Raw genomic sequence first — 19,056 nt, 5'->3', positions numbered from 1 at the left:
TTCGTCAGGATCATCCGGAGGTTGTGGCCAACCACAGTCGTTCCTCGCGAGTCGTTGTGATCGGCACCTTCACGCCGAATGCGTACGGCTTGCGGGCCTTGCCTTTGGCCAGACGTTCGACTTCAGGCGGAAGTTCCAGCGCACGAGGCTCGGCTAGTTATCGATATCGTCAATGGCCGGCACAGTTTTGACTCCTCTAAATGCTCGAGGGCTGATCGGCTGATAAGTTCCAGGATCGCAGATTCGGTTTGAAACCACCTTTCCATTGCGCTTTATATAAATCCCCCTTGGATCGCCTTGATACAACACATAGTGATAGCTTCCAGAGCTAAATTTAAAGTGTGTAAAACTTAAGTTCCCACCCGATATATCGCTGATCGAGAACAGTTTGCGAGGTGGATATGGTTTTTCTGGATATGCGAGTTCGATGTGGTCAACTCGGCCAAAGCGATATTGAACATATCCATTATCCGGCGAGATGTTTCCTGACGCGCAGACTGAGAGCATCTTCCCGCGAGTAGGGCAACTGAAATACACCTCCTCGTGAGACTGGCAAAGGGTAGCGTCGGCTGCCACCACTTTTGGAGCAAACAGAATCAGTCCTACGACAGAAGCTGTCCTCGACAGCACCGAGAACGGCGTCAGGCGCGGCGCGAGTTTGACCTCATAGGCTTGGGACGGCAGCCCCATCGATTTCGTAAACATTTTTCCTCGTTGGTGTATGGCGTGCAAATGCCAACGGCATCACTGGGTGGGCCTTTCTTTTGCAACGTCGTCGGACGCGACCAGTTCCCGATCGACCAGTTCCAGCTTCAGCGGCGCATCCGCTGACAGCTTCTTCTTCGGAATCACACGACGCCAAGTCCCATTCGAATCGGGAGCGCGATAGAAAGCGGCGATACCTACGTATTCCGTCTCCGGCCGCATCGGCTGAGACACACTGGCGGATGCGCCGGGGTTGACCACCGTCGCAATGCTGGCCTGCAGATCCTGCGCAAGCATGGTCTTGTCATTTTTCAGCAGATCGTCATACGAGGCCTTGTCGAAGAGCTTGTGATCCTTGAGTTGATATACGCGCACAGCCACTGAAGTCGAGTGCATCGCTTCATCGGGGTTGACTGAAGCGCGCGCGGTCAGATCGACGTTCAGCACCTTGACCTGTTTATAGAAGACCGCGTGATACGCGCTCGAAGTCGAGTCCGACACGGTCTGCCATGCGCCGCATGCGCTCAGCAGCAGACTGGCGGCAAGGAGGGTCATGGTTATCGTGGCCAAGCGGATAGGCATAGAGGTACTCCAGAATCAGGCACGCGACGCGAGGAACGGATTCGCTCCCGGCGCCGGAAACGCTTCGTAGCAACCGAGCGGAATAGTGATCAAACGTTCATCGTCTGACGGCAGAATGGTCGTCCATGCAAGGCGTGGCGCCGGGCCTTCCGCCGCTGCGCCGATTTTCGGTGCGGGTGCGATTCGCGACGATACTTCCATGCGCAGGAACACGTCGGCCTTCGTCCCCGCGTACAGACGGATAAAGGCCATCAACTCGCGATGCAGCCACGCTCCGGGCAACAGGTCGTGGGCCTGTTCCGCGCTCGCTGGCCGCAATGTCACGCGGGCGGCCCGGCTTCTGTACGTGAGACGCCTGCCCAACACGTAGCCACCACCGAGGCCCCGGCGCCGGCCCTCGCTTTGTGCGCCGTCAGCACTGCCCGCAGACGTGAGCGGTCGGGGCTTGCCGGCGCCCTTAAGTGTCGGGAAGAACTCGTCGACGCGAACATCGACGCCGGGCACGGCGAGTGCGATGACCCCGGCAAGACCTTCAGCGGTACGTGTGCGCTGGATCAGCAGCCCCAGAAGCGCCAGCACGCGCGAGTCGGGCAGCCCGGCGCGCGCGGGCTTCTCCCCCCAGCCGAAACCCGCCAGGGACAGCAACTTGCGCGAATGCGCATCGGTGCCGCCTGGACGGAAGCCAATCGGATAGCGGTACTTTTTCCACGCTCGGTACAGCAGCGTGACGATCCGATGATTGAACTGATCGAGAAACGCTTCGAGCGCGTCGTGTCCTTCGGTTCGCAGCACGATGTCGTCGATCATGTGCGAGGGCATCGCGGCATCCACGCCGTATAGGCCCATGAACGTCGTGCGCACGGTCGGCGGAGCGTTGGGTCCGTATGTGACACCCTCCTCGCCTAACTCGACTGAGGCGATTTCGCCGGCTGGAAATCCGACGCGAGCTCGCGGGCGAAATCTCACGGGCTCGTGCTCCGGTGTGTCACGCGTGCCGAAGCCGGGTTGCTCCGGCACGCGCCCTTCGAGCAGCTGACATAACTGCATGAAGTTCATCAACGGAGCGCGTGCGAGCAGCGATGCGACCAGCGGCTCCAGGTTGGGCAAATCTCTCGCGTTCATAGCGCGGAGCGCAGCGCTTTGCTGCGGGGCCATTCGGTGCGTTGCTGCGACGGCAGGCTCACAATCGCAAGCTTTGTGAACAGGTTGATTTCCGCGTACAGCGCGAAGAAGCGGTGCAGCAGTTCGCCGAACAGCATTACGTCGCCTTCGCCCGCGAATGCGTGACTGTCGAGCGTGACCTCGATCAACGCGCCCCGCTCGACCGAACCACCCGAGACCTCCTCCAGTAGTTCCTCCGAGACGTGCAGGATGCCCGCGAGGCGGCGGCGGTTCAGTTCATCATTGGTCCAGTCATAGAGCGCCAGTGCACCGCGCAGCACTTCCGCGTCCATCATCGACAGGAAGTTCGGCGCGAGATGCGACAGCACCCGCCACTGGAAGCGGTCGCCTGTAGGCGGATAGAGCGGCAGCGTCGGCGCCGCCAGATTACGCACGGCCGCCACGTTCGGCGTGCTCTCGCCCAGTTGGTTGATGCTCGCTTCGCGCAGGCCCTTTCTCGGCAGCATGCCGTTCGTGCCCGTCACGCGTAGCGACAGGTTTTCTGCTGGCAGATCCGCCATCGACTCCCACGCGTGGCCGCCGAGGATGACCCACGTGTCATGCAGGCCTGTCACGCCCTGCCTGACGCGCGTATGGAAGTATCGCTCCGGTGCCTCATGGCGCAACATCCCGCCACGGTGCCGGAACGTCGCGAACGGCACATACTCGTAACGCTCGGCGTTGGCATGATCGAACGACTCGATCGCGTCAACCGAGTAGGTTTCGACATGGGCCCCCTGGTGGCCGGCGGCGACGACCCGGTATTCCGTCTCGTGGTGATTCACGTCGATCGGCTCGGCGTCGAGCGGAAACAGGTTGATGACCGGCGTACAGAAGAGCCGCACGTTCTCCGCGGTGAAGCGCTGATCGGACGGGTAAGCGCGTTTGAGCACGATCTCCAGTTCGAAGCTGGACGCGTTTGCCGGCAGTTTGGCGACATCCAGACCACACAGATCAACGAACAAAAACTTCTCACGAAAAGTGAAATATTCGAGTAGGAGTTGATAGCCGGAAAACGCGGCCTCAGCTTTTGGCCACAAGCGTTCTTCAGTGGAAAAGCCCGCGGGTTCGATGCTCACGCCCTCAAGCAGCCGTGCCTCGCCGGCCGCGCGGTCTTGGTGCGTCTCGTGAATGCGCCAGGAAATCGATTCGACCTGACGCGTGAGCGCGAGGTGCATCGCGAAGGCCGTCGGCAGATCCGCGTTCAGGTATAGGCGCAGTCTCGACAGATCGGTGGCTTCACGCCGCGCCGAGTGGTCGATCCCGAAACGCAGCCGGATCACCGAGCGGCCGTCGTGGCGCACGTCCGGTCCCGCGTCCGTCAGACGTAGAGGCTGGAGCGTCACCGCCTGGGTCGTGCGATAGATGCATTGCACGGTCTTCGGTATCGTGCCTGCCACGCCAGGAGTCGGTGGCGTCGCTATCGGCGCGGAGCGCACCGGCACCCCGGCGGGCACCGTTTCGGTCTTCTGCAGCTTTTCGGCGAGCGGAAACAGTTCCACGATCGACAGCGATGGAATCATACGCAGATAGTGCGGCCACAGGAGACTCACCAGCCCCTCGGTCAGCTCCGGCAGTTCGTCGTCGAGCTTCTGCTGCAGACGCCCCGTCAGGAATGCGAAGCCTTCGTACAGGCGTTCGACGGAAGGATCGCGATCGCCAACGCGATCGAGATTGAGCATGCGTGCGCGGTCGGGATGCGCCCGCGCGAATTCCTTGCCGGACTCATGCAGGTAGCGCATTTCCGCTTCGTAATAGCGCAGGATCGAATCGTCTTGGTCCATGGAGAATCGTTGTTGTTATAGCGCGAGGGTTCGCGCGGGGTCCAGCACGGTCAGCTCGCCATGAAGTTGGTCGATACGTCGTGCGAGCGTCGGCCTGTCGGCGTCCTTACGGCTGCTCATGGCTTTGAGCGCCCTGATCAGATGGTGCTTCACCTCAAAGGCGAGCGCGGGCTCCCAGCGCACGAGCGGTATGTTTTGTGTCGCGGCGTCGAGTTCGGCGAGCAGCGGCAAGGCGGCATCGGTGCGGCCTGCATGATCGGCGAGGCGCGCCATGACGAAACGTTGCAGGTAGCGCTGGCGCTCGGTCCTGACACCGGGCAGCGATTCCAGCCACGCAAACGCCACCTCGAGACTTTGACTTGCGGCAAGATCCCTCGCCTGTGCCTCGATCTCGGGCCAGTCGCCGGTCGGGCGATCGTCACTATCGGCCGAGACCGGCAACGGTGCGACGGTCTCGCCCGCTTCGAGGTCGCGTACGACTGCGTGTCGCGCGATCCATTCGAGCGTGGTGTCATCCGCGAACGCCGTGCCGTCGTTGAACGCGAGACGCTCTATACCGGGCAGGCGTTCGAGGAAGAGTGCGAAGTCGGCCCGCAGCAGTTCGCGCCAGGTGTTGTACGGCGCGCCGACATGATCGAGCGCGATGTGCTGGAAGTATTGCAAGTCGAACCACAGATGATTCACGCCTTCCATGAACGCCCCTTCGACGCGTTCAAGCAGTTCGTGCCAGTGTTTCTGCAGCACGAGCCGCCTCATCTGCTGACGCAGTTCCGTGCGCGGTGGAACGAGGCGCGTGCGGAACTGCGCGTCGGCGGGCGGCACCTCGTGCAGTGTGTCCCAGCGCACGCTGCGCACCAGCCGCACTGACGGCAGGTAGCCGTTTTCCTGATCGCGCAGCCATGTCGCCATCGTGCGTGCCTGATCCAGTAGATCGCGTGTCGACGATACGGTGCCGGCGGTTTTGCCCGTGGCACCTTGCGCTTGTTGCTGGGATGAGTCCGCCTCATGTTCGGCACTGCGCGGCGACTCGCCGTTGCGTCTTGCGAAGCGCGCGACGAGCGGTTGCAAGTTCGGGCGCGCTGCTTCAGGCCACTCGCCGGTATGCGTGACGAGCAGATCGAGCGCCGCGATCGCGCGCTCGAGGTCCATCGGCGCGAATTCGCCCCGGTTTTCGAGCAGATCGACCATCCGCGTGGTCGCGAGAATTTCAAGCGCGCCCTTCTTCGTTTCGGCACGTGCCGGCAGCAACGCGACGCCAAAGCGGTCGACCAGCGCCGCGATCAATTCCAGGCCGTCCGCAAAACCGGCCGGCCCGTCCTGCCGCAATCGCGCGAACGTGTAGTAGCCGGCCACGCGCAGGTCCTTGCCCGTTTCCCTGATCAACTGTTCGCACGAACGCACGATCAGGGCGTCATCGATGCCTGTGAGCTTCGCGGCTTCGTCCTTCAGTTCAAAGAACGCATCCTCGTAGCCGGGATCGCGGCCGCAGGGCAGTTCGCCGGGAAACGGCGTGAGCCACGACGACCAGACATCGGCTCGGGCTGGTGGCAACGAAGGAGCTGGGCTCGTACCCAGCAGATTCTTGACGAAATGAGTCAGCACCGGTGGACCTCAATATACAAACGCATTGGCCAGCAGGCGACTCGCATTGCTCGCCCCCGCTTTAAGCCGGCCGACCCGAGGCGGTTTCGAATCAGACAGCGGTCTTCCCTCGCTGGATTCCGTCGACGCCGACGATGTCGCCGCCGCCTCGCTGACCGCAGGCTTCGCCCGCCTTTCCGTGACTTTGGGCGTGAGCAGCCGGGTCTGCGCTGGACCACTGGCCACTGGAGTTTGACGGGCGCCTGCATCCGTGAAGACGTTGTCTACATGGCCGCCCTGGCTGGCGCCGCCGGGCAGGCCAAGAGGAAGCGGCACCTCCGCAAGCCTTGCGGATTCCAGCATCGCGGCGGGCAGCGGCGGCGGCCCGTTGAGGGCTTGGCTACGTGCGCCTTGCGACAAACCCGTCACGAAAATCCGCTGCGGCAAGGAGAAATGCCGCAGGGCGAGCATGTCGAGCGGCCCCGCGCCCGCTTCGCTGCGCAATTGCACTTTCAGCGGAATGCCCTGACTCTGGTCCGGTGTCCAGGCAAGCAGGTAGCGCGCGTTATCCTGCGGGGTGACCGTCGCGCGTTCGAGCAGCCGGATCAGTCCGAAGCGGCCCGGCTTATCGAGCGCCGATCGCAGTCCACCCTCCTGCGTCTGCCATTCGATCCGCGAAATGTTCTCCAGCGCATCGCCCGGCCAGATGAACGGCGTCCACTCTTCCTTCTGGTTGAAGTAGTGCAGTTCCCGGCCTGCCAGCACGAACGTCATATCGGTGACGCCCGGCGTCGGCACCGCACGCAGTTCGAAGCGCACGCGCGCATCGCCGGACGGAAAGAGCGAGGTCGAAACGCGCATGAGTGTGTTCAACGCGGTGAGGAAGGCCGGGTCGACCGTCAGCGAGTTATGTCCCGATCCGTGCGCGGGCACCCAACGGTCCCCGTGCCGCTCGACGACGCCCGCCAACTGCGTCGTTACGAACTCGCTAATCACGCCGCTGTCGGGGCGCATGAAGCGGCCCATTTCCGGCAGCGATGCGTCGTTGTCGGAGTCGGCGAATGGGTAGCGACCGCCGAAGTTCCGGTTCCAGTCGGCGAGAATGCCGGTGCGCCACGTGTCGTTCAGGCTCGACGCCGCCGGCTGCAGCACGACCTGCCACGTCTGGTCGAGCGGCTGCTGGAACAGATCACCGAAGCCCGCCCATTGCTGGCCAAGGCTTGCGGCCACTCGACTCGCGTAGTCGCGGCTGTCGGCGATATCCGAGGTCTTGCCCTGCAGCACGGCCTGTGCGGCCGCACGCGACAGCGCATCCGGATCATTGCCCATCATGATCTGCTGCAGTTTCAGTCGCATCGCTGTGACGCGTTCCATGTAGCGTGGCACGCTGAGCTCGCTGGTGGCGGCCGCTTGTGCTGCGGCGATAGCGTTGCCGTTGGTGTTCACCGGAGCAACCAGATCACTGCCGGCCAGGCGCAGGAGCGGACCGAATGCGGACGCAAGCGGCGCGGTGTTTTGCGGCTGGCCCGATTTTGATGGGTCTTTCGCCCTGCCGGCGGCTTCGGCGGCGCCGACCAATTGCTGTGCCTTGTTGATCAGCGTGTCCGACAGCGACTGCGTGGTCGCACCCGCTCCTGCCTGATACACGACCACATTCATCAAGGCCGCGAGCGGCGAGCGCTGAGGATCGGCCAACAGCGTCAACTGGTCGACGGTGCCCGAAAGCGTCGTGGCGGGTTGCCAGCGGACACTGTTGAGGAACTGCTCCCATGCGCGCCCGTAGTCGTCGAAGTAGCGCTGCTGCAGTTCGGCTTTTAGCGATGAAGCCGGCGTTGCGTCAGCTCGGGTGTCGGAAAGCACCCAGTCGCCTACGATGCCGTGCTGTTCGCCCGCTTCGTCGATTGCCTTTGAGATGCGTTCCTCCCAGGCGGCCCGCGTGAAGATGCCAGGCACCGTGGCCGTCGTGTTGAAGAGGCCACGGCTGCTGGAGTGTGCCAGCAGTGTCGCGAGCGAGACCGGTGGATACTTGGGCTTTGCGTCGTCAAGAATCTGCTGATAGGTCGAATCGGTCGAGTTCCGGATGCCTCTCACACCAATCACCGTCTGGCGTGCCCCGGCGACGAGCCCCGTGTCGGCGGTGATCGCGAGCGACAGGCCGTTGGCTGCCTTGCGTCGTGCGAGATGGTTTGCGTAGAACGTGATCAGTCGCTGGCGCAGATCCTGCCATGCGCCTTCGCTCAGGGATGCATTGATCGGTCGCGCTGGCGCTGCGGCCGCGATGAGTTGCGGAGTCAGAAACTTTGCGTCCGCGTGCTCGGGCTTGGCGAGCATCAGGTATGTCTTGAGCGCGTCGTACGCTGACTTAATCTCTGCATCGCCGCCGCTCGCGATTTCCGCATCCGACAGCGATGCGAGTTGCCGCAGCCGTCCCTCCAGCATCGTGCGAATTGGGGCGACGACGATTCGAGCGGCACCGCTTTCGTAGCTCGGCCACAGGACGGCGAAAAGTTCGGCGTCGCGGTTCAGGCCGAAGCGGCTGTACCAAGGGGCGCTGTCGTGCTGGTGCACTTCGAGGGTGTCGAGTTGCTTTTGCAGGGCGTCGAGGGCTAGGGCGGATTGCGCGGGATCTTGTGCGGTCGAGAGTCTCGAAGCCGCGTTGGCGGCCTGCGCGATTGTCGACCGATTGGTGAAGCCCGAAAGCATGATGCCCGTGATCCAGAGCCCGACCAGCGCGGTCGTCATCCACGCGGCAGCTGTCGAGAACGAGAAACCGACGCGGCGACCATGGATGCGGCGGCTATGCTCGGCGATCGTCTGCCAGACGGCACGGGGTAAGTCATGTTCCTCAACATGGGCCGATGCAGCGGCAGCGGTAGCTTCAGGAGTTGTTGCTGTGCGCTCCTTGAACAGGGGCGCGAAGAGCACGCCATGCACGGCACTCCGCCAGATACGCGACTGGCCGATCTGCACGGCCAACTCGGACAACGAGCATTCGTATCGCGAGATGTGTCCGGACAGTTCGCCCGCATACCGGTCTGACAGACCCTTCGTGAGACGGACGACGCCGGCATCGGCCAATTCGGTCGAAAGCGTCCGCAATGAGGCATTGATCTCTTCCAGACGAGTCCACGCGTTTGACCATGCACATCCAATCGATTCGTCCGGGCCAGTGGTGTCGCTGGCAAAATCTGTCGCGTTCAATAGATAGGTAGGCGCCGCCCAGCGCAGCGCGCGGGCGTGGCGGACCAGACGCCGGGTCATGCGTTCCGTGTCGAATGGGAAATTGCCGGCGGTTTGTGCCCGCACGACGCCAACGATAGCGTCGATTGGGCGACGCTGGCGCAGACGGCGGATCTGGTCGAGCCACGCGGTATCCAACTGGTCGCCGGTCTGCTTCGCGTAAAGCAGGACGGTGCCGCCGGAGATGATGTAGCCGCTATTCGCGAGGCCGGGTGCAAGGCGCTTGACGCTCGGCTCATCCCCAGCGACCACCACCCACCGGTCACGGTATCGCCAGCGCCACCCGTGACGCTCGCGAAGCGCATTGCGCAACGCATCGGATCGCCCCATCCCTTCTTGAGACGGATCGGCTTGTCCACCGCGACCGTGAGCTTGCCGTTTCCAATCGTACTGTGCGAGCCACCTCGCTGCACGCATAGACGCTATCCACAACAGGACAGCCTCGAAGTACTTCACAAGGATGACTGATACAAGCAAGCCCGATAACAAACTCAACTCGATGATGATCCGTGTATCGCGCGACCATCCGCGACCGGGCCCCTCGACCCAGACGGCAATGCCCAATGCAACGAAAACGATGCCAATTGCGATGCCGACGAAGATCGGTACGAGCGGCGACTTCTGTTCGTTCATATTTGCTTTCTGCACACGAGGGCAATCATGTCGCTGCCCTCCTGGGTGATGACGAATTGCGGATCGCCAGTGAGCGATGCATGTTCCGCGGCCAAGACCGTTGCGAGCCAAGCACCCGCGCCATCACACGTTCCAACCGTTGCGCCAAGATCAATCCATCGAGTTTGGTTGCTGAACTGCGGGGATGATTTGAGCGAACGCACGAGTTCATTGGCGAGGCCGTGACTCCATATCGTCCGGATGTAAGTCGAATCGGCCCGCCCCCAACGCGCGGCGAGTTCGAGTGCCGTGCTCACTGCGTCTGACGCTCCGATAGCCGGGCGATGCAAACATAGCGACGTCCCATTGGCAGGCATGTTTCGGACGATGCCCGGATGGCCCAGCAGCAGCGCAACGCCGGTCTCGGCGACGCCGTCCTGCAATCGTTCACTGACCGCTTTACGCAACTGGATCGCGAGCAGCAAATGCGCCGTGCCTGGCCTCATGTCGTCATGCCACACGTCCGTCTGTAGGAGCGATAGGTGCTCGCCACTTGCCTTGACTCTCACCTGCAGAGCCGGCGCCCTGGCTGAAAGCAATTCCTGCAAGCGGGCGCGCACGTCCTCCAGATCCAATGCCGATTGCACGCGCAGATCGACCTGAACGGCGGTGCCACCTGGTAGCGCAATAAGTTCGGTACTAATTTGGCTAACTAACTTGTTCAGCAGCCAGTCGGACACCACCCGATGACGCGCGTGTTCCGTCAGTTCGTTTCCGGCGTAGAACGGCTTTCCAGGAATTTCCAGCCATCGTGCTTTGATATCGAGCCCCGGTACTGCGCGACTGGATCGGGCGCCTATCGTCACAGTGCCGTCGACCAGTCCCTCAATGGCGTTCTCCTGATCGTCGCAGGAAAAGCACCATGCGTGGCCGAGCACCGCGAGAGGCGCGCTGGCCTGCGTATGGCATTTCAGTTCCGCTGCCTCGCTGACCCGATTGTTTGCAATGGCTGCGCTGCGTCGTGCGTACGAATATCCGAGATGGCAACACAGCAAAAACGCATACGCGAGAATCGGATAGCCGAACACGCAGAACCAGAACCAGGCGGTGGTCGTCGGCCTTCCTGCCGGCCAAAGAAAAATCGCCAGCGCGGCGCCCAGGCAGATGACCACAGCGAACAGCACTGCCCACAGAAGTTTCGATGGTCGGGGCGGTTCTGGTATTGCGACCTGCGGTGGTACCCGTGCAAAGTCAATTGGCATTTATCGGACCGTCGCGCCATCTGATGTAGCAATGAGAAAACTGCCGCATTGGGTCCGATCGCCGTCCCGCGAAACCGGAACACCGGCGTCTGTCATGCCGGCGCTGCCTTCGATGATTTCGTTGTCGCCGTGGATTGGGCACGAAACGATGTCGCCAATCCGCGCCGCCCGGCGGCCGTTGATGTTGATGCGGTCTGAACCGCTGAGGATCGTTCCGCCATGGGTTGTGTGGTCGCCTTCGTGGGCTAGGTTTTTCAAAACGCCCCCTGAGTCAATTGGCTGCAACTCCAAGCCTTTTCAGAATGTATGCAGCATCGGCACGATCGCCTTCCTTTATCAGCTGGCGAGCGATTAAGGTGTAGGAATTCCGGTTGCTTGCAGTTGGCGGCTCGCATGCCATCATGTTGACCACGCCCAAATTATCGACGAGATATTGCTTAATCCTCGCAGTGCCATTCAATGTAGTGGACTTTGAAAATTGACCCCACATGTCGCTTGCTTTAGAGAATCCGTATCCAACCATCGCCTCTGTGGCATCGTATCCATACCCAGTGACGAGCCACTTATCAGCGTTTCCGGACCAATCTCCACCGCAAAGCTCGCCCGTTTGCATGCTAACAAGGCATCCTGATGCAGTATTGAGCACTGGACAGTATTGTCTGCTTGATTCTTCGGGCGTTCCCGAAGGGCCAGGATCTACAACCCCGCCTCGCACGACGTCCAGAACTGCGTAGTCGCCCGATGGAGAAATTCTCAGAGAGTGGCTTCCGGCAAAAATCAACCCGCCCGTCGCCGAAGCGAAATATTCCATCTGAAAGAGCGGAATCTGGTTTCCCGTCGTCTCAAGGAAGACCGCTCTCTTCCATCCCAGTCCAAATTTCTTTGCTTCGTTATGTTTTAATGGCTGAGAGAAAACTATGGACGAACCACCTCGAAAGTTTATTTTTTCCTGCTCGACGCTTGTATCAACGCTCGCTTGCGCAGAGGTCGACGCAATCGACACGCATGCGATAACCAATGCTTCATAGGTGCGCCCTCGCATGTCAGTTTTCCCCGCCCCGTTCATTCGTCAAGTGTTCCATCGATACAAAACTTTCCGCTAGTGGCCATCATGGTCATCAATCACATCCAAAACTCCCCACTGCAACCCTTCTCTGGATTTCTTTGAAAAAGGTATATAGCTACCACCCTTGCAAATCTTATCGAAAACTATTTGACCGCTTTTCGCAACATAAACTTCACCAGGGACAAGCGCATTCGAAACGATGTATTCATAATCGTCACTTTTGAATTTTAAGTGGGTTCCCATTCCCTCAGCGAGCCGCGAGACATCAACTAATGAAATCCTGCCTCGCGGTGGCAGGCGAGCCAATGGGTATTTAAAGTCAATTTTTGATTTGGTTCCATATCGATATTGCACGTAGCCGTTGTCCGGAGAGGTGTTTCGAGCGGCACATATCGACACAGTTTTGCGTACGCCTTCCAACTCGCAGGTGAAATAGACGTCCTCAGCGCCGACGCAGAGCGATTCTTCGTCCCTCGATCTTGCGCTTGCGATCAACGTCGTCTCGGCAAACAGAATAAAAGCGAGGAGCAAATATAGGAATTTCGTGAAATTCACTGCAATCCTCCCCAGCTATCAAGCTCATGGAAATGAAGTCTTCGCCCATTAATGCTTTCTGTTTTCGTCAGATTTGGCATTCCATGAAATAGCCCAGGATTGATTTTTTGGGTAATTTGATCAACCACGTCGGAAGTCGATCCGCCATCCGCAATAACGAAGAGTCGATTGACAACCCAAAAATAGCAGGCGGACCGGACCGCATACTTAACTTCTCCAACCGAATCAGGATCCGACTCAAAATTTATGCTGGCATCCTGCGGCCAATTTTCGCCATTATTCGTGTGCCAGGTCGTGAACCTGCTATAGCCACCTTTGTGGGTCAGTTGAATCATGCCTCGGCCTCGGTAGCGCCATCCGTCGCCACTTTCGGGCGCCCCATTTCCGTCCCTACCCGCGTAGACCCGATTGGCGATAGCTTCCTGGTTTGCGGGATGTTGGTTCGTACGTCCATAGATCTGAGCCTCCTCCGGATGCGCCATGAAATACGAAAATGTTCCGGTGACCAATGCAGAAGCGGCATAATTTAGACTTTCGCTATGTAGCGTTAACCCGGCACCGACTTCTTGTAGAATTTGACAAAAAAAATGATTCCGCCGTTTCGGATTATCGAGTTTAAACAGGAGAATATGAGTATTCAGTTCGTCAATGACCCCCTGCAGCGTCACATTATCTGCGTGTGGAAACATGTGCTGCATCATTGCCAAAGTGAATTGAAAACCACTCGTTCGGAAATTCCCCGTTAAAGCGATCGGATGCACATGAAACACGTCCGACCCAGGCAGGTCATTCAACTGGCTCTTGACGTCATCCCACCAAACAAGCCTTTCGATCCGTTTCTGCTCCGCCTCGTGCTGAGCTTGCGGGCCGGTCTGCTTTTCGATCTCCCCAATGAGCTGCGTCCACTTGCCTGGATTTGCCCACTCGCTCTCGTGCTTCACGATCAGCCTCGACGCACGGAAGGTGGTCCACAGGTTCTCTGCAGTGGCGCAAAGCTCGTTAGCAGCGGTGCTACCGTCTCCAGTCGGATATAACGCTCGATAGATCGATGTCATCAGCGGACTCAGTTTGTCGCACGAGCCTACATCCGCCACATCCGCGCCAATCGAATAATCGACAAACGCATTCGTGGTTGCAAACATCGTATGCGTCGGGTCATGCGCATCGTCCAGAGTCTGAAAGTCCACCCACTTCTGCGCAAACTCGCGCGTCACCTGACCGCCTGCAAAGTTCTCTTCACGCACCCACCCATCAACGGCCTTGCCCTGCACGTCCGCACTATCAACATGCCACCAGTGCAGTTTCAACCCGTCTGAACCCGGCCGTGTGTCGACAGGCTGCTCGCTACGCTTCGCCAACTCTGCGAGCGCCGTGACCACAATCTCGCCCGTTTGCTTTGCATCCTGACCCTGATGCTCTGCCAATCTATACAGCGTCGTATTTTTATCCACACGCCAGATTGTCGGATCGCTTGACAGACCCAATTGCCGCCATCTGTCGGGATGCGCCCCGTTGTTGCTAATCCACGTTCGACCCTGCTCCATGAACGACTTGATACTGTCGTCACAGAACACCTCAATGTGAACCATGCGGTTCGAGGTCTGCTGACTCAACGAGTCATAGCGCCCAAGATGACCGATCAGTTCACCTGCATTAATATGAACGGGCGTGGATGGCACCATCACGCAATCAAGCGACGAGTCCGGCATGATCTCCTCGACAACGGGACCACCGTTCTCCGGGCCCAGGAAGATCCATCCACTTGTCGCATTCGCAGCCACAACCCCGCCCGTCGTCGGCGCAAACAGCTGCGACCCATGCGTATCCTTTAGCTGCCCCCAGTCTCCGTCGCGTTTGCCGATGCTGACCCGTGCTCCCTGCGGCAAGATGCCAAGGACCGTACCGTGCGGCCTGGTTGCACGTATTCTTAGCCCTTGCTGTTCGGCCGATGCCACCTGCCCGTTCTGGCCGGGGTGAGGCTTGTCTCTGGCAAACTCAGTGACCTTGAACTGGGTCGACCAATAGGCCGGCCTCGGCTGTGACGTTTCACTTTCATAGCCGGCAATATCCTGCACGTGCATGTACAGGCTGAAAAACTTCAGCGTGGTGCCGCGCGGAAACTCCATCGCGTGACGTACCAGCGTGAATCCCGTGCTATACGGTGCGCTAATGGCCGGCTTGTCGTCCTGGGCAGGAATTTCGCTGACCGGGTAGGCACGGTCGACACGCCACGCAACTACGTCACCGTCGGCAATGCATCGCACGCCATATCCCAGGTCCAAAGCTCCACCCGCGCCGGCCTCGCTAACATGAATGCCGCCATGCCACATCCCTTTGCCGCTTAGCGCATAGGAGCCCGACGGTTCCTGTTTCAGTATTTCGTGGAAATCGTGCTCATTGGTAAAGTCAGCGGATGAGCCGGCATTGCCTTGTGTCTTCTTACGAAACGGAAACGCGAAGCGAAGTTGCTTCAACGGAGTGCTGGGCGGATTCGCCGGTGTCGTATTTGCCATGACTGCGCTTACTCGGAAAACCCGAAGTTCATATTCCCCTTCACATCCTTGAGCGGCACGTCGGACCAATTGGGGAACGTGAAATTGCCACCCGCCGGGTCGGCAATATTCAGCTTGCCCTTGACGTCGATCTGCCCGCTTGGACTGGCGATCTCGATCTTGCCGTTGACGATCTTCACGTATGCGCCAGCGCCGTCACCTAACGTGATGCCTTTCGAACCGGTAATGATCACCTCGCCCGCGGATGAGCTGACCGCAACGTTTTTGAGCGCCATCAATTCCATCGCATCGCCCTGCGCCTGGACCTGCACCTTGCCTTTGGCCGCGAAAATACAGATGCCAAGCTGCGCGGCAAAGAGCGAAATCGCTTCGCCCGCCGCAGCGGTGATGCGTTTGAACACACCGATATCCAGGCCGTCTCCCGCCGTCACGAACATCTGGTTGCGCGCGGCCAGTTGCATGTGCTGGCCGCTCGCAATGCCTACGCCTTCAGGCGCGCCGGCGATGATCACAGGTCTCTGAAGGTTCGCGAGCTTCTGCTCGATGAGAGCGCGCTGCTGATCGATCTCGGCAAGCCAAGCCTTCGCCGCATTGGCCGAGTCGTTCAGGGAGCGCATCATCTCCACCGCCAGGCGGAGCGTGCCGTCTGCTCCCGGCATGTCGAGTTGCTGGCCCGTCGCGTTGGGCTGAGCTTCTGCGGTTAGCAGCACGCCCTTTCCACCCCGCACGGCTATGTGCTCGTCTGTGCGCAACTCCGCTCCCTGCCCCCGCTCCTGGCGCTCCCCATCCACCATGTGCCCAAGATTCAGCTCACTTGTCTGATACGGCGTGGTCAGGTGAATATGCTCATTCCCCGCCTTATCCTCCATGCGCATCTCGTTCTGCGCGGCGGTACGAATCAGGTTGCGGGTGTGGTTGAGGTTGTTGACGAGATCCGGATGCAGGCTGTCGTGCATCGCACCGATGATCACCGGCCGGTCCGGATCCCCGTCCGTATGGATGATCGCCACCTCCGCGCCATCGATAAGCGGGAAGTGATGGCCATAGTTGTCACCACTGTAGGGCTTCGCGAGCCGCACAGGTCGGCTCGTGCCACCCGGACTCCACGTATCGAGGTCGAACGGCAGCCTGATCACATACCAGCCTTCCTCAGTCAGATAAGCCCGCGTGTAATCCCCCGGCGACGTGATACGTGCCGGCAAAATGCCGTTGATGACCGGCCGCGCAGCCGGAACAACCGGCGTGCGCCAGACCCGATCAGACGGGATGCCGACAAACGTATTCGAATACGCCTGCTTGCGGCCGCCACTGGAAGAAACGGAGACGATGAACAGGCCGTGCGGCGCGTCGGCGAATTGCTGATCAAGATTCAGCACCTCACCTGCTTCAAGCGCAAACACATTGCCTATGCCCTCGAAGGTGATCTGCTGCGCCAGATGCGCCTCGTGACGCAGTTGCGCGATGCGCTGCCCGTCTTCAGGCGTGCTGTAGTGTTCGCCCCAGCGATAGTCGACTGCGTTCGTGGTCTTGTCATCACGCGCCGCGTTCCGTTCGACGAGTAGCGACACGCCGGCCTGACGATGGTTGTAGTCGTTCAGGCGGACCGCTTCGGGCACGCGTCGCATGCGGCGCTCAACCGACCTCACGGACTCGGTTCCGGCGTTGCTCAGCCCGGCATGGCGCCGGAACGGCACGGTGCGCTGGTTGCGGGCATACGCGTCGAGGTCATCGCCGAAGACAATGACTTCGTGGTCCTTCGCCTGCTCGAAGCGGAACCAGATCCCTTCATCAGCCGCAATGCGCTGGACGAAGGCGAAAGTCGTCTCGTGATACTGGGTGATGTAGTCGTGGCGCCTATACTGCCCACGCAAGTTGAACTTGAAGTCGACGCCTTCACGATACCCGTAATGACGCAACGTGTCGGCGATGATCTCCTGCACCGACTGCTTCTGGAACAGCCGGCTCGTCACCGCGCGAGCCAGATCGGCCACCCGCGGTTCGATGACGAGCCGGTAACGCGTCTCGTCCGCCGAGGTGTCGAACTGGTCGAACTGCGTCACGATGCCGTGTATCGTGCGCGCCGGTGGCATCTCGCTGAACTTCGACGCATGCTCGCCAAACATCCTGTGCAGATAGTCGGCGTTCGGATCGACGGGGTCGATCACGAACTGCGCAGGGCGCCCCAACACCAGGTCCATCGCAATGTCGGCGACGCTACTCGTGAACGCGATGTCATAGCGGTACAGGCGGCTGACACCTTCGTCGCCTTCGAACTTCAGCACAGAGAACGGCGCCGGATGCGGCGCGAGTTTGACCTCGTAGGCCTGGGACGGCAACACCATCGATCCCATCAACGACTCCATTGAACACGTGTGACCTCAAAGACGACGCCATCGGGACGCGTGCGTTCGCGCCCGACGGGCTACATCGGCTACAACCGATCAGTTCTTCGCCCTGGGCATCTGCGACACCAGCGACAGTCCGATGTCCATGCCCTCCACCTGGAAGTGCGGAATGACGAACAACTTGATGCGGAAAAATCCCGGGTTGTCTTCGATGTCCTCGACCGTCACCTGCGCCTCACGCAGAGGGTGCGATGCCTGCAGTTCGTCGCCGGGATCCTTCATTTCGGTGACGAGTCCCTTGACCCAGTTGTTCAGCTCAAGCTCGAGCAGACGCCGGTCCTTGGTCGTGCCGATGTTTTCGCGCTGGATCAACTTCAGGTAGTGCGCGATACGCGAGAGCAGGAAAATGTATGGCAGACGCGCGTTGATCCGGCTGTTGGCCGTCGCTTCCTTCGTCTCGTACAGAGTTGGCTTTTGCGCCGAGTTGGCGGAAAAGAAACACGCGAAGTCGTGATTCTTGTAAAACGACAACGGGATGAAGCCGAGGTTGGCGAACTCGAACTCGCGCGTTTCGGGGATCAGCACTTCGGTCGGAATCTTGGGCTGGTAGCCCGTGCCGAGGTCATACAGGTGAACTGGCAGATCCTCGACCTTGCCGCCCGCTTGCGGACCGCGGATCTGCACACACCAGCCATTGCTGGTGAAGCTGCGCACCATGTTCGCGGCGAACGCAAACGACGCGTTGACCCACAGATAGCGGTCGTGGTCCGGACCCTTGACCGCCTCTTCGTAGTTGAACGCCCGCACCGGCGTCGTGTCCTTGCCGTATGGCAGACGGCCCAGCACGCGTGGCATCGTCAGACCCACGTAACGGGCATCATCCGTGTCGCGGAAACTCTTCCATTTGATGTACTCGACACGATCGAAGTAGTTGCCGATATCCTGGATCGCAGCCACTTCCTCCATTGACTGCTTACCGAAAAACGCCGGCCCGACGGAGCCGATGAACGGCATGTGCGCGGCCGCGGCCACCTTCGAGATGTTGCGCAGCAAACCGATGTCCTGCGGCGAATTCGCAAATTCAAAATCACTGATCAGTGCGCCGATAGGTTGACCTCCGGGCGTGTCGTATTCCTCGACGTAGGTGAGGCGATACAGCCCGCTCTGGACAAGTTCGGGCGTGTCCTCGAAGTCACGGATCAACGCGTCCTTCGATACGTCGAGCACTTCGATGCGGGTATTCTTGCGAAAATCAGTGCGGCTCACGAGCATCTTGAGCCCGCGCCAGCGTCCTTCCAGCGCCTGGAATTCCGGCGTATGCATCACGGCATCAAGCTGACGGCTGATCTTGCGATCGAGCTGTCCGATGTGAAAATCGAGCAACGACTTGTCCAGCCGATCGACAGGCCTGCTTGCTTCGCCCACCAGTTGCAGGAAGGCGCTCATTGCCCGCGCCAGCCGCTCGTCGGCCGACGACTCGGAGAGCAGGTCATGATCCCGGAACGCCTCGAGCGGGCGCGCCGCGCTCACGGGCTTCAGGTTGATCTTGCCGCACAGCGATTCATAGACGCTGTTGCTAACCAGCACGACGGCCTCAGTCGTGCCGCGTTGCTCGGATTCATTACGTGACATGTTGGATCCTATCGCTAC

Annotated in this window: 13 protein-coding genes; all 13 read right to left on the bottom strand. The window is 60.1% G+C overall.

Annotated elements, in window-relative coordinates; all coding sequences use genetic code 11:
* Positions 1-153: 153 nt before the first annotated feature.
* Positions 154-705 carry a hypothetical protein gene (locus PQR32_RS30520; RefSeq protein WP_408235889.1) on the bottom strand — a complete coding sequence of 184 codons (552 nt, stop codon included), beginning with the start codon at positions 703-705 and terminating at the stop codon, positions 154-156.
* Positions 706-744: 39 nt separating this feature from the next.
* Entirely contained in the window at positions 745-1,287 is a 543-nt protein-coding gene (gene tssJ, locus PQR32_RS30515) for a type VI secretion system lipoprotein TssJ (RefSeq protein ID WP_408235886.1), read from the bottom strand.
* A gap of 15 nt (positions 1,288-1,302) precedes the next feature.
* The gene (tssG, locus tag PQR32_RS30510) at positions 1,303-2,409 is read right to left on the bottom strand and encodes a type VI secretion system baseplate subunit TssG (RefSeq protein WP_408235883.1); all 1,107 of its coding nucleotides are present in this window, start codon (positions 2,407-2,409) and stop codon (positions 1,303-1,305) included.
* On the bottom strand, positions 2,406-4,232 hold the full coding sequence (tssF, locus tag PQR32_RS30505) for a type VI secretion system baseplate subunit TssF (protein ID WP_408235880.1): 1,827 nt from the start codon (positions 4,230-4,232) through the stop codon (positions 2,406-2,408). Before tssF ends, tssG begins: the two co-directional genes overlap by 4 nt.
* A 15-nt stretch (positions 4,233-4,247) precedes the next feature.
* Positions 4,248-5,831, bottom strand: coding sequence for a type VI secretion system protein TssA (tssA, locus tag PQR32_RS30500; protein ID WP_408235987.1), 1,584 nt, complete (start codon positions 5,829-5,831; stop codon positions 4,248-4,250).
* Positions 5,832-5,843: 12 nt separating this feature from the next.
* Positions 5,844-9,686 carry an ImcF-related family protein gene (locus tag PQR32_RS30495; protein WP_408235877.1) on the bottom strand — a complete coding sequence of 1,281 codons (3,843 nt, stop codon included), beginning with the start codon at positions 9,684-9,686 and terminating at the stop codon, positions 5,844-5,846.
* Positions 9,683-10,927, bottom strand: a complete 1,245-nt coding sequence (locus tag PQR32_RS30490) for a KPHS_23130 family T6SS system protein (RefSeq protein WP_500862392.1) — start codon at positions 10,925-10,927, stop codon at positions 9,683-9,685. The genes PQR32_RS30495 and PQR32_RS30490 overlap by 4 nt, the downstream gene beginning before the upstream one ends.
* Positions 10,928-11,185 (bottom strand): PAAR domain-containing protein, encoded by a 258-nt coding sequence (locus PQR32_RS30485; protein WP_408235871.1) that lies wholly within the window; start codon positions 11,183-11,185, stop codon positions 10,928-10,930.
* Positions 11,186-11,198: 13 nt separating this feature from the next.
* Positions 11,199-11,969, bottom strand: coding sequence for a hypothetical protein (locus PQR32_RS30480; RefSeq protein ID WP_408235868.1), 771 nt, complete (start codon positions 11,967-11,969; stop codon positions 11,199-11,201).
* A gap of 57 nt (positions 11,970-12,026) precedes the next feature.
* On the bottom strand, positions 12,027-12,548 hold the full coding sequence (locus PQR32_RS30475) for a hypothetical protein (RefSeq protein WP_408235865.1): 522 nt from the start codon (positions 12,546-12,548) through the stop codon (positions 12,027-12,029).
* Entirely contained in the window at positions 12,545-15,061 is a 2,517-nt protein-coding gene (locus PQR32_RS30470; protein ID WP_408235862.1) for a glycoside hydrolase family 19 protein, read from the bottom strand. Before PQR32_RS30470 ends, PQR32_RS30475 begins: the two co-directional genes overlap by 4 nt.
* A gap of 8 nt (positions 15,062-15,069) precedes the next feature.
* On the bottom strand, positions 15,070-17,412 hold the full coding sequence (locus PQR32_RS30465) for a type VI secretion system Vgr family protein (protein WP_408235859.1): 2,343 nt from the start codon (positions 17,410-17,412) through the stop codon (positions 15,070-15,072).
* A gap of 90 nt (positions 17,413-17,502) precedes the next feature.
* Positions 17,503-19,038 carry a type VI secretion system contractile sheath large subunit gene (tssC, locus tag PQR32_RS30460; RefSeq protein ID WP_408235856.1) on the bottom strand — a complete coding sequence of 512 codons (1,536 nt, stop codon included), beginning with the start codon at positions 19,036-19,038 and terminating at the stop codon, positions 17,503-17,505.
* Positions 19,039-19,056 lie beyond the last annotated feature (18 nt).

This window comes from Paraburkholderia dipogonis, assembly GCF_046027395.1.
GTDB lineage: Bacteria > Pseudomonadota > Gammaproteobacteria > Burkholderiales > Burkholderiaceae > Paraburkholderia > Paraburkholderia dipogonis_A.
Note: the sequence above shows the minus strand (reverse complement) of the source record. Positions and strands in the feature narration are given on the sequence as shown.